This window comes from Undibacterium cyanobacteriorum (assembly GCF_031326225.1).
In the GTDB taxonomy this organism is placed as follows: domain Bacteria; phylum Pseudomonadota; class Gammaproteobacteria; order Burkholderiales; family Burkholderiaceae_D; genus Undibacterium; species Undibacterium cyanobacteriorum.
Map to the genome: position 1 here is coordinate 3,591,051 of NZ_CP133720.1, position 12,155 is coordinate 3,603,205.

The 12,155-nt window shown below is 49.5% G+C and carries 11 protein-coding genes; 3 read left to right on the plus strand and 8 right to left on the minus strand.

The window, feature by feature from the left end:
- Positions 1-343 precede the first annotated feature (343 nt).
- The 3 genes from RF679_RS14965 to dxs are packed head-to-tail and all read left to right on the plus strand — an operon-like array spanning position 344 to position 3,347.
- Positions 344-598, plus strand: coding sequence for an exodeoxyribonuclease VII small subunit (locus RF679_RS14965; RefSeq protein ID WP_309481429.1), 255 nt, complete (start codon positions 344-346; stop codon positions 596-598).
- Positions 595-1,482 (plus strand): polyprenyl synthetase family protein, encoded by an 888-nt coding sequence (locus RF679_RS14970; RefSeq protein ID WP_309481430.1) that lies wholly within the window; start codon positions 595-597, stop codon positions 1,480-1,482. The genes RF679_RS14965 and RF679_RS14970 overlap by 4 nt, the downstream gene beginning before the upstream one ends.
- A gap of 2 nt (positions 1,483-1,484) precedes the next feature.
- Positions 1,485-3,347, plus strand: a complete 1,863-nt coding sequence (dxs, locus tag RF679_RS14975) for a 1-deoxy-D-xylulose-5-phosphate synthase (RefSeq protein ID WP_309481431.1) — start codon at positions 1,485-1,487, stop codon at positions 3,345-3,347.
- 234 nt (positions 3,348-3,581) lie between these two features.
- Here the strand turns inward: dxs and RF679_RS14980 are convergent, their stop codons facing one another.
- From RF679_RS14980 to RF679_RS15015, 8 genes are all read right to left on the minus strand, one after another.
- Complete coding sequence (locus tag RF679_RS14980) at positions 3,582-4,406, minus strand: MetQ/NlpA family ABC transporter substrate-binding protein (RefSeq protein WP_373921692.1); 825 nt, start codon at positions 4,404-4,406, stop codon at positions 3,582-3,584.
- Positions 4,407-4,468: 62 nt separating this feature from the next.
- Complete coding sequence (locus tag RF679_RS14985) at positions 4,469-5,128, minus strand: methionine ABC transporter permease (RefSeq protein WP_309481432.1); 660 nt, start codon at positions 5,126-5,128, stop codon at positions 4,469-4,471.
- 2 nt (positions 5,129-5,130) lie between these two features.
- Positions 5,131-6,159: a methionine ABC transporter ATP-binding protein gene (locus tag RF679_RS14990; protein WP_309481433.1), complete on the minus strand. Its 1,029-nt coding sequence runs from the start codon at positions 6,157-6,159 to the stop codon at positions 5,131-5,133.
- A 466-nt stretch (positions 6,160-6,625) separates the two neighbouring features.
- Positions 6,626-7,570 carry a CysB family HTH-type transcriptional regulator gene (locus RF679_RS14995; protein WP_309481434.1) on the minus strand — a complete coding sequence of 315 codons (945 nt, stop codon included), beginning with the start codon at positions 7,568-7,570 and terminating at the stop codon, positions 6,626-6,628.
- Between the two features lie 34 nt (positions 7,571-7,604).
- Complete coding sequence (locus RF679_RS15000; RefSeq protein ID WP_309481435.1) at positions 7,605-8,684, minus strand: sulfate/molybdate ABC transporter ATP-binding protein; 1,080 nt, start codon at positions 8,682-8,684, stop codon at positions 7,605-7,607.
- A gap of 205 nt (positions 8,685-8,889) precedes the next feature.
- Positions 8,890-9,825, minus strand: a complete 936-nt coding sequence (cysW, locus tag RF679_RS15005; protein WP_309481436.1) for a sulfate ABC transporter permease subunit CysW — start codon at positions 9,823-9,825, stop codon at positions 8,890-8,892.
- On the minus strand, positions 9,822-10,679 hold the full coding sequence (gene cysT, locus RF679_RS15010; RefSeq protein WP_309481437.1) for a sulfate ABC transporter permease subunit CysT: 858 nt from the start codon (positions 10,677-10,679) through the stop codon (positions 9,822-9,824). Before cysT ends, cysW begins: the two co-directional genes overlap by 4 nt.
- A 279-nt stretch (positions 10,680-10,958) precedes the next feature.
- Entirely contained in the window at positions 10,959-11,972 is a 1,014-nt protein-coding gene (locus RF679_RS15015) for a sulfate ABC transporter substrate-binding protein (RefSeq protein ID WP_309481438.1), read from the minus strand.
- Between the last annotated feature and the right edge of the window lie 183 nt (positions 11,973-12,155).

Genomic DNA, 12,155 nt, shown 5'->3' on the forward strand with positions numbered 1-12,155 from the left:
CTCACTTTATTTCCACATGGAAATGTTCTAAACGCAATTTAGCTCATTTTTTGAGCAAAATTTCCGCGATAAAACAGCGCCACTCAGAAATAATATTTTTTATGTTTTATTTTTTGATACAAGTTCGTCTTTAAACGATGTTTTATTAATACCGAGGAAACTCATGTGCAGACAGAATGACGATGCATTTCCATCCGATTGCGATCTCACCGTCGCTGATTGGCGCTAGACTCTCCCCTTTTTTAGGTATCGCTCTAGTGAGCAATTCCCATAGCAAGCCCCCTTTGAATTAGAATATGCGGTTTCGCTTGCTACTACTGCAATCTACCTTGCAAAGTAATCTATGTCAAAAAAATCACCCCAAAGTGTGACACCTGCGTCATTCGAAGAAGCCATGGCTGAACTGAGCGCCCTTGTGTCGCAAATGGAAGCAGGTCAATTGCCCTTAGAAGCCTCCGTCTCCGCCTATCAACGCGGGTCTGAGTTAATCCAATTTTGCGCAGCACAATTAGAAAAAGTTGAACAACAAGTCAAAATTCTCGACGCGGGCATGCTCAAAGCCTTCAATCCAAATGAATCAGCAGAGGATCAAGCATGAGTAGTCCATTTCAACTCTGGATGAAATCCATCCAAAGTGAGATCGAAGTCTCCTTACAGCACTATTTACCCCCGACCGACACGGTGCCACAGGTTTTGCACGAAGCCATGTCCTACGCGGTACTCGATGGTGGCAAGCGAGTTCGTCCACTGTTAGTTTTCGCCGCTGGACAATTATTTCATGCGCCACAAGAGCTCTTATCTCGCTCTGCCTGCGCGGTCGAAATGATCCATGCTTACTCTCTGGTACATGATGACATGCCTTGCATGGATGATGATGCACTTCGTCGTGGCAAACCCACCGTTCATAAGAAATACGATGAAGCAACGGCATTACTTGTCGGCGATGCATTGCAAGCACAAGCATTCTTGACACTCAGCCAAGCACAAGCCAAACCCGAACTGGTGATGCCAATGATGGCATTATTGGCGCACGCCTCCGGCTCGCTCGGTATGTGTGGTGGACAAGCAATTGATTTGGCCAGTGTTGGTATCGCTCTCAATCGTGAAGAACTAGAACAAATGCACCGCCTCAAGACGGGCGCCTTGTTACGCGCCTCGGTCATGCTCGGAGCGATGGCCGGCAAGTCTCTCGATCAAGCTGAAACCTCCGCGTTGAATACCTACTCGGCCGCCATCGGCCTCGCGTTCCAAGTGGTCGATGATGTACTCGACGCGACCGCAGACTCTGCTACGCTCGGCAAAACGGCGGGCAAAGACGCAGCCGACAATAAACCGACTTACGTCTCTTTACTTGGACTTGAAGCATCGCAAACCCTGGCCGAACAGTTGCGCCTCGAAGCACATGCGGCCTTAACGATGTTCGGTCCCTCAGCTCATTACCTGCGCGATTTAGCAGACTTAATCGTTCAGCGGAAAGCCTAATAATGTCCTTACTGCATACTATCAATTCACCCACGGATCTACGCCAACTGCATCGCAACCAACTGCCGAGCTTGGCAGACGAATTGCGTCAGTACGTGATCGAATCAGTTTCGAAAACTGGCGGTCACCTCTCGTCGAATTTGGGCACGGTCGAACTCACCATCGCTTTACACTATGTCTTCAATACGCCGGAAGATCGCTTGGTATGGGACGTTGGTCACCAAACCTATCCGCACAAAATTCTGACAGGCCGTCGTGATCACATGCACAGTCTGCGTCAATTTGGCGGCATCTCTGGTTTCCCACGCCGTAGTGAAAGTGAGTACGATACCTTTGGTACGGCTCACTCATCGACTTCGATTTCCGCGGCCTTGGGCATGGCATTAGCAGCGCGCACCAAAGGCGAATCGCGCCATGCAGTCGCCATCATTGGTGACGGTTCGATGACCGCAGGGATGGCCTTCGAAGCGATGAATAATGCTGGCGTCTACGACGATATCAACATGCTTGTGGTCCTCAATGACAACGACATGTCGATCTCGCCACCGGTCGGCGCCTTGAATCGTTATTTGGCACGTTTGATGTCGGGCAAATTCTATGCGGCCGCGCGTAACGTTGGTAAGTCAGTCCTACCACAGCCTATGCTAGAACTCGCGCGTCGTTTTGAAGAACATGCCAAAGGCATGGTGGTACCAGCGACCATGTTCGAAGAATTTGGCTTCAATTACATCGGTCCTATTGATGGCCACGATCTAGAATCTCTGATACCAACACTGCAAAACATCAAGCAACTCAAAGGTCCACAGTTTTTACACGTGGTCACAAAAAAAGGACAAGGCTATAAGCTGGCCGAAGCCGATCCGATTTTGTATCACGGACCTGGCAAATTTAATCCGGCCGAAGGAATCAAACCAGCCGCGACACCAGCGAAGAAAACTTACACGCAAGTGTTCGGTGATTGGCTGTGCGACATGGCAGCCGCGGACGACAAGTTGGTGGCGATTACACCAGCCATGCGCGAAGGTTCAGGTATGGTTGAATTCGAACAGCGCTTCCCCAAACGTTACTATGACGTCGGCATCGCCGAGCAGCATTCCGTGACTTTCGGTGCAGGGCTGGCGACCGAGGGTTTGAAGCCCGTTGTGGCAATTTATTCGACTTTCTTACAGCGCGCTTATGATCAATTGATTCATGACGTCGCCTTGCAAAATCTCGATGTTACTTTCGCTCTCGATCGCGCTGGTTTAGTGGGCGCCGACGGGGCGACCCACGCGGGCAACTATGACCTCGCCTATTTGCGCTGCATTCCGAATATGGTGGTGATGGCGCCTGCCGATGAAAACGAATGCCGTCAAATGCTGACGACAGCTTATCACTACCCTGGCCCAGCCGCAGTGCGCTATCCACGCGGCGCAGGTATTGGCGCCAGCATCGCCCTTGAGTTGACGAGTTTAGAGTTGGGTAAAGCAGCTCCTCTCCGCAATAGTAGTATTGATAACGGTCAAGGACAACGTCTAGCGATCCTCGCCTTCGGTTCCATGGTTCACCCGGCATTAAAGGCCGGGGAACAATTGGATGCGAGTGTCGTCAATATGCGTTTCGTCAAACCGATCGACAGCGAACTCATCAAACAGATCGCCGCGACTCACGACGCGATTATCACGGTTGAAGAAGGCTGCACCATGGGCGGCGCAGGCTCAGCAGTGGCAGAGGTATTGGCCGAAGCAGGCTTGAGCAAACCGATGTTGATGTTGGGCTTACCAGACAAATTTGTCGATCATGGGGACCCTGCCTTGCTCTTGGCGCAATGTGGTTTGAATGCCGAAGGGATAGAGGCGTCGATACGTCAACGATTTCCAGGTTGACGCAGGTAAAGATATTTAGGGCTTGCTTGAAATAGACGCGGACGCTGGGCGTCTCAGCCCAGCCTACATCAAACCAATTATCGTAGGTTGGTGCTGAACGAAGCGAAGCCCAACAGCTGGGAAGTGATCGAAACGCAGTCGGACGCTGGGCTTTGCAGCCCAACCTACATCAAACCAATATCGTAGGTTGGCGCTGAGCAAAGCGAAGCCCAACACAGAATTCCTGCGACACCATCAAAATGCCGGCAACACCGCACCTTTGTAGCGTTCTTGAATAAACTTTTTCACTTCAGCCGAATTCAATACCGCAGCTAATTTCTTGAAAGCGGGGCGATCTTTGTTATCGTCACGTGCGACCAAGAGATTGGCGTATGGTGAATTCGCATCTTCGATGAACAAAGAATCCTTCACGGGATTGAGCTTGGCTTCGATCGCGTAGTTGGTGTTGATCAAAGCCAGATCAACCTGTCCCAAAATACGAGGTAAAGTCGCTGCTTCAAGTTCTTTGAATTTCAAGTTCTTGGGGTTGTCGACGATATCACGCTTGGTTGCGGAGATGTTGTTGGGATCTTTTAACTTGAGCAGTCCTTGTTTGGCGAGTAGCAGCAAAGAGCGGCCAGAATTCGATGGATCATTTGGAATCGCAACCGTCGCGCCATTCGGAAGATCTGCCAGTTTTTTATACTTGTTCGAATACGCCGCAAACGGTTCCACGTGCACTTTGGCGATCACCACTTGCAGATCATTTTTGTGGCTCTTCTTGAATTCATTCAAAAAAGGTTGATGCAAATAGAAATTGCCATCGATGCGTTTTTCGTTCACTTGCACGCCGGGCTGAATGTAATCCGTGAACACCTTAATCTTCAAATCCACGCCTTGTTTCGCCAAGATCGGTTTCACGAACTCCAAAATTTCGGCATGCGGCACGGGGCTCGCGGCAATCGTCAAGACCTCACTGTTTTGCGCATGGCTATTTGATGCGAGCATCGCCGAGCCGATCAGCCCGAACACACTAAACGTCAATAGACGGCGAACTCCGCTGTACATTGTTGACTTCATAAACAACCTTTCTCTTTTTATTTTCTGATGACTCAAGCGCGGCAAACCAGGCCGAGTCCATACTATTTCCGCGTAAAGCGACGCACCAGAGCGTCACCCAACCACTGTATGCCCTGCACCAAGATCACCAAGATTGCGACTGTCACAATCATGACCTCAGTCTGAAAACGTTGGTAGCCAAACCTCAAAGCCAAATCACCAAGACCACCACCACCGATGACACCGGACATCGCCGAATAAGAAACCAGAGCGATGGTGGTGACTGTTGCAGCGGCCAAGAGGCCAGGCAGCGCTTCTGGCAATAAGGCTCGCAAAATGATTTGATGCGTCTTCGCGCCCATCGCTTGACACGCCTCTAAGACGCCGCGATCAACCTCGCGCAATACGTTCTCTACCAATCGTGCAAAGAATGGCGTGGTACCAATCACGAGAGGTGGAATCGTCCCAGCCACCCCAAGCGAAGTGCCTACCAAAATCAAGGTCAAAGGAATTAAAACGATCAACAAAATAATGAACGGCACCGAGCGCAGCACGTTCACGATCAAGGATGTCGTTTGATAAATCCAACTGTGTTCCAAGAGTTGACGCTTACTCGTCAAAAACAGCAACACGCCCAACGGTAATCCCAGCAAGAGCGTGAAGGCCAAGGACACACCTGTCATGGTCAAAGTGTCCAAAGTCGCTTGCAGAATATCTTCCCAATCAATGACTGACAAATCCATCGTCACACCCCACGCAAATCATTGATCATATCGATACGCACCTGCGCCTCACGTAGCAAGGTCTTCACCTTTTCTCTCTCATCTTCTGTGCCGCTCAATTCCACGATTAACTGTCCGTATGGAGTCATCTTAATGCGAGCGATCACGCCTTGTAACACGGCAATCTCGGCCGAGCTTTGCGCAGCGATCCTGTGCAAAATCGGCTCATGCGTCGCAGCACCGACATAGGTCAAACGCAGTAATTCACTCTCTGGCTTGGCTTGCATTTGCCTTAACAAACTTAAATCTAGCGCTTGATTTTCAGCGACCAAAGCTTGTGTGACTGGATGTTGTGGATGGAGAAAAACATCAACAACAGGACCTGTCTCAACAATCTCACCGGCCTCGATCACGGCCACTCGATCACAGATGGTGCGTATCACTTGCATCTCATGGGTAATCAAGACGATAGTCAAACCCAGCTTCTGATTAATCTCAAGCAGCAAACGCAAAATCGATTGTGTCGTCTCAGGATCGAGCGCCGATGTCGCCTCATCACACAATAATAATTTGGGATGATTTGCCAAAGCGCGCGCAATGCCGACTCGTTGTTTTTGCCCACCTGACAGCTGCGCCGGATACTGATCTCGATGCGCTTGCAAGCCCACTAATTCGAGCAATTCCGCCACACGCTGTTCGCGCTCTGCCTTGCTGTAAGTACCAGAAAGACTGAGTGGGAAATCAATGTTTTGTGCGACGGTTTTCGAACTCAATAAATTAAAGTGTTGAAACACCATGCCGATTTGCTGGCGCAATTGACGCAATTGCTCACCGCTATACTGCGTGATATCTTCGCCATCAATCATGACGCGACCAGCGCTCGGCTTCTCCAGCAAATTCAAAGTGCGTATCAAACTACTCTTACCGGCACCAGAACGACCAATGATGCCAAAAATTTCGCCCTGCGCGATTTCGAGGTTAATGCCACGTAAGGCTGTTACCTTTTGTTTGCCACTTCCGTAGTTTTTTTCTAATGCTTCAATATGTATCACGCGAACTCTCTTTTATTTGTGACGATTTTGCTCGTAATTTGGCTCGAAATTGTGGGGTAATTTGGCTGGGGATACGACGGGCAAAAACATCTGCTGAAACCGCCCGGAACATGGCGCCGTTTGCGACAAGGCTAGCAGCGAACACAATTCATTCGGCACCAGATTCTAACGAAGATCGTCTTTTTGTGCAGAAGTTCAATTCAAATGGCCCAGCATCGTCGGGCAACGAACCGAAATCAATTCAGCATCATGAGCATAAGCCGCTGGCGCGGGAGCCTCGTGAGGTAAAAGTCTAAAGACACTGGATCCCTGCCTGCGCAGGGATGACACCACGCGTTACTGAGCTTGACCGAACGGCATTACTGCTGGAACGAATCGTTTAGCGTGGATGCTTTGGTAACAACTTAATATCAATCTCACTTTGTTCAATGAGCATGTCTAATCGCCAAACCAAGTCCACGCAAACCTACTCCACCTCAATTTCACTAATCGCACTGCGAATATCCTCATGGCTTAAGCTCGGTGCAAACTTTTGGATGAAGTCATAGGTGTAAGCACGCAAGTAGGCGCCGCGACGCACTGCTAAACGCGTCACATTGGTGCGGAACAAATGGCTCGCAGAGATGGTTCTGAGTCCCTTGGCACGTTGGTTTTCAGCCCCACTTTCAATCGCCATCGACGCCACCAAGCCCACGCCGAGACCCAGCGCAACATATTGTTGAATCACATCTGAATCCATCGCCGTTAAGACGATATCGGTGCGCAAACCTGCTTGCCGGAACGCTTCGTCAATATGACCACGACCGGTGAAGCCGAGGTCATAAGTGATTAAGGGATATTCGGCGAGGTCTTGCAAACGTAAATTCTTCAAGCTCAACAAAGGATGGCCTTCCGGCACCACCACAACGTGACTCCATTCGTAGCACGGGAAAGAAACCAAATCCTTAAATTGCGATAGCCCTTCGGTCGCGATACCGATATCGGCTTTGCCCGACAACACCCATTCAGCGATATGTTCTGGCGCACTTTGCTGAAGTGCGATACGCACCTCCGGAAAGGCTTGGCGAAATTGCTGTACGACTTGCGGTAAGACATAACGCGCTTGAGTATGGGTGGTGGCGATGGCCAGAGTACCGCGCGCTTGGTCGGAATAATCTTGTCCTGCTTGGCGTAGATTTTCCGCTTCCAGTAACAGGCGCTCAATAATCGGCAAGATGCCTTTGCCGGGCTCAGTGAGACCGGTCAGGCGTTTGCCATTACGTTCAAAAATATCGACGCCTAATTCTTCTTCGACTTCGCGAATTTGCCGACTCACACCGGGTTGGGATGTGAACAATACATTGGCCACTTCGGTCAGGTTGTAACCGCAACGGCAAGCTTCACGTATTGAGCGCAACTGCTGGAAATTCATGGGTCTTCTCCGATTTTTCTTATTGATTGGCGTCTTAGCTAACGGCACTCGCTGTTGAATCAACAAATACGTGTAAACGGCGTGGCTTCACGACCAATACATCACCGACTTGCAAGTTCAAGTGTTGCACACGCTCGCTGCTAATCATGGCCTCGACTAATTGACCGTTGTCTTCGCGCACCAACTCTAACTGTGCCAAAGGGCCAATTCCATGCAAGCGGCGCAAGCGCACGACCAAACCGCTGACGCCGTGCTGGAAGCGTTCGATTTCCAATTCATGCGGACGAACATATGCCGTACCTTGTGCATCGCGCGTCTCTGCGTGGCCCGGCGCATCGAAAGGTACACCATCGGCGTCCAAGATCCCTTCGTGCACACGGCCATGGATGAGATTGACGTTACCGAGGAAGCCATACACGAACGGCGTCGCCGGATGCTGATACACCTCATTCGGCGCGCCGACTTGTTCGACTTTGCCGTGATTCATGACCACAATCTGATCGGCGACTTCCAAAGCTTCTTCTTGATCGTGTGTGACGAAAATGCTGGTCACATGCAATTCATCATGCAAACGACGCAACCAGCGACGCAATTCTTTACGCACTTTGGCATCCAAGGCACCAAAGGGTTCGTCGAGTAACAAAACACGTGGCTCAACCGCTAAAGCACGCGCCAACGCAATACGTTGACGCTGACCGCCCGATAATTGCGGTGGATAGCGATCGGCCAACCAATCGAGTTGAACCAATTCCAATAACTTATGCACTTTGTCTTTAATTTCTGCTTCGCTAGGACGCAGATGACGTGGTTTGACGCGCAAGCCAAAGGCAATGTTTTCGAAAATCGTCATGTGTTTAAACAGCGCATAATGCTGAAACACAAAACCGACTTGGCGCTCGCGCACATGACGATTGGATGCGTCCTCACCGTCCAATAAAACTTGTCCACTATCGGCGTATTCGAGACCCGCGATGATACGCAAGAGTGTCGTCTTACCACAGCCTGATGGACCCAACAGCGCTGTCAATTCCCCATTCGGAAACTCCAAAGACACGTTGTCCAAGGCGGTGAAATTTCCAAAACGTTTATGCAATTGTTGAACGGCGATACTCATAATTTTTCCTATTTTTCAAACTCGCATCATCACGAATTTACAAACCCAAATTGAATCGATGACTTCACAACACTCAGGCCGAGGCACTAGTATTTTTAAATTAGGAATACAGAAGAAAAATCTTTTGATTTTCTCCCGCTTTTCTCTGTGACTCTGTGTTGCGAGGTTTTAACAATCTCACTAACAGTAAGACTTCCTCTGATTGCTATTCTTGCGGCACCCGTTGACGCGACTCATCGGTTTTCCATTCAACGATGATCTTCAAGGCCAAGGTCACCAAGGCCAACAAAGTCAACAGAGAAGCCACTGCGAAGGCTGCTGTAAAGTTATATTCGTTGTACAAAATTTCGACTTGCAAAGGCATGGTGTTGGTCTCGCCGCGAATATGTCCCGACACCACCGAGACTGCACCAAACTCCCCCATGGCGCGGGCGTTACAGAGGATCACGCCGTACAACAAGCCCCACTTAATATTGGGCAAAGTCACATGCCAGAAGGTTTTCCAACCAGACGCGCCAAGTACCAATGCCGCCTCTTCTTCTTCACTTCCTTGCGCCTGCATTAAGGGGATCAACTCACGCGCAATAAACGGGAAGGTCACAAAAATCGTCGCCAATACAATGCCCGGCACGGCGAATAAAATCTTGATATCGTGCTCGCGCAACCACTCACCAAACCAACCTTGCGCTCCAAACAGTAAGACATAAATCAAACCTGAAATCACAGGCGACACCGAGAACGGCAAATCGATCAAGGTCAACAATACGTTCTTGCCACGAAAATCGAATTTCGCGATGGCCCATGCGGCAGCGACACCGAAGACCAAGTTGAGTGGTACTGCAATTGCCGCCGCCGTTAAGGTCAGCTTGATGGCAGACAGCGCGTCGGGTTCGCGGATTGCCTCCAAATAGACTTCCCAGCCTTTGCGCAAGGCTTCCGTAAACACCGCCGCCAAAGGAACGAACAAGAACAACACCACAAAACTCAAAGCGAGCGTGACTAAGCTAATGCGTACCCAAAGTGGCTCCAAAGTCGCTTGCAATTTCAATGGTGGTTCGATGCGTCGAGCACGTTTCTGTTGTGATGCATCGGCTGCAGCCGCGGCTACGGGCAACGCGGATGATGGATTCAAACTGGTCATGCTGTTTTTCCTGCAGATTGGCGGCGACGTGTCCACGCTTGCAAAGCATTGATCGCCAATAACAAAATGAATGAGATGATGAGCATCACGACGGCGATGGCTGTTGCACCTGCATAGTCGTATTGCTCAAGCTTGGTGATCATGAACAGTGGTGTGATTTCTGAAATCATCGGCATATTGCCAGCAATGAAAATCACCGAACCATATTCACCAGTAGCACGGGCAAACGCCAAAGCGAAACCGGTCAAGACGGCAGGCAAAATGGTCGGAAAAATCACGCGTGTGAAGGTCTGCCAATGACTCGCACCCAAACTAATCGCCGCTTCTTCGAGTTCTTTTTCGGCTTCTTCTAAGACTGGCTGCACGGTGCGAACTACGAACGGCAATCCGATAAAGATCAAAGCCACCAAAACACCTAAGGGTGTATAAGCGACTTTGATTCCTAAAGGGGCCAATAATTTACCGAGCCAACCATTCCCGCTATACAAGGTCGCCAAAGTAATACCCGCCACCGCAGTAGGCAGAGCAAACGGCAAATCAACGAAAGCATCGATCAAACGCTTGCCTGGGAAGCGATAACGCACCAAGACCCACGCCAAGATTCCACCAAAAATCACATTGATGAACGCGGCCAACAAAGACGCACCAAAGGTCAGGCGATATGAAGCCATCACGCGCTCGGAGGTCACGGTGTGCCAAAACTGATCCCAAGTCATGGTGAAGGTTTTCACAAACACTGCAGACAAGGGAATTAAGACAATGAGACCCAAATAGAACAGGCTAAAACCGACTGACAAATGAAAGCCCGGAATCACACGCCGGGCCTTTGCCGCTGGGGTACTGAAGAATGCCATAGTTAAATTTTCCATCCCTCATTTTGCGAATTCTCAGTCGCAAGGGACCTTCTGATTACAAAAAAATTGCTCACTCAATTCGCAGGAAACGCTCACTCACCTCCTTGCGATAAAGGCTTGATAGTGAAATAGACTCGCTTGCACAATCCATCTTAGGGCGCATCTTTTCACAGAATTGATATCTGAAAAACGAATATATTTTTATTTGATTATTCGTTTTTCAGATAAAGAAAAGCACATCGTGACCTTGTTTTTCTAGCAAATGACTTGTTCATTCGCTCACTTCGTTTGATAAATTTGATCGAAGCTACCGCCATCTGCGAAGTGGGTTTTCTGTGCTTTGGCCCAGCCACCAAAGCTTTCATCAATACTGACAAGTTTCAATTTGGGGAATTGCTTGGCATACTTATTAGCGGCTTTTTCGGAACGCGGACGATAGAAATTTTTGGCAATCACCTCTTGTGCTTCTTCGGTGTACAGATAATTCAAATACGCTTCGGCGACCTGCCGTGTACCGCGCTTATCGACCACACTATCGACCACAGCGACCGGTGGTTCGGCCAAAATACTGATCGAGGGAATGATCAACTCAAACTTATCTGAACCAAATTCCTTCAAGGCCAAATGCGCTTCATTTTCCCAAGTGAGCAACACGTCGCCAAGGCCGCGCTCAGCGAAACTGACGGTTGCGCCACGTGCGCCGGAATCGAGTACGGGAACATTCTTGAACAGACGCGTGACAAACTCTCGCGCCGTCGCTTCATTGCCGCCGCTCTGCTGTTGAGCATAAGCCCACGCGGCGAGATAGTTCCAACGTGCACCACCTGAGGTTTTAGGATTCGGCGTAATCACTGCAACGCCTGGCTTCACCAAATCAGCCCAATCACGCACAGCTTTAGGATTTCCTTTTCGCACCAAGAACACCACCGTTGAGGTATACGGCGACGCATTCTTTGCTAGGCGTTTTTGCCAGTTCTTATCGAGCAGATTTTTCTCTGCAATGATGTCGATGTCGTACGCCAAAGCCAAGGTCAAGACATCTGCTGAAAGGCCATCAATCACCGAGCGTGCTTGCTTGCCAGATCCACCATGAGATTGTTTAATCGTCAGTTTGTCACCGGTTTTCGACTTCCAAAACTTAGCAAAGGCTGGATTGATTTCTTGGTACAACTCGCGTGTTGGGTCATACGACACGTTAAGAAGTGAAACATCTCCAGCGTATGCCGCTCCGCTAGGAATGAAACCCAATAGACTGAGCAATAGTGGCAGTGAATAGAAGTGTAGTCGTCGCATAAAAAATTCCTCAGAGCAGAATGCTCTTCATTCATCATTGATTAGAAAATTGAAAGCTCCCCAAATCGCGCCATGGCTTGACGCATTGATTGGTGTAGCATCACCGAGGGAGCAGAATAAACAAGATGGCATCATTTACGAACGAATCATTTCATCGATCGATATGCGTTTTTTTCATGACAA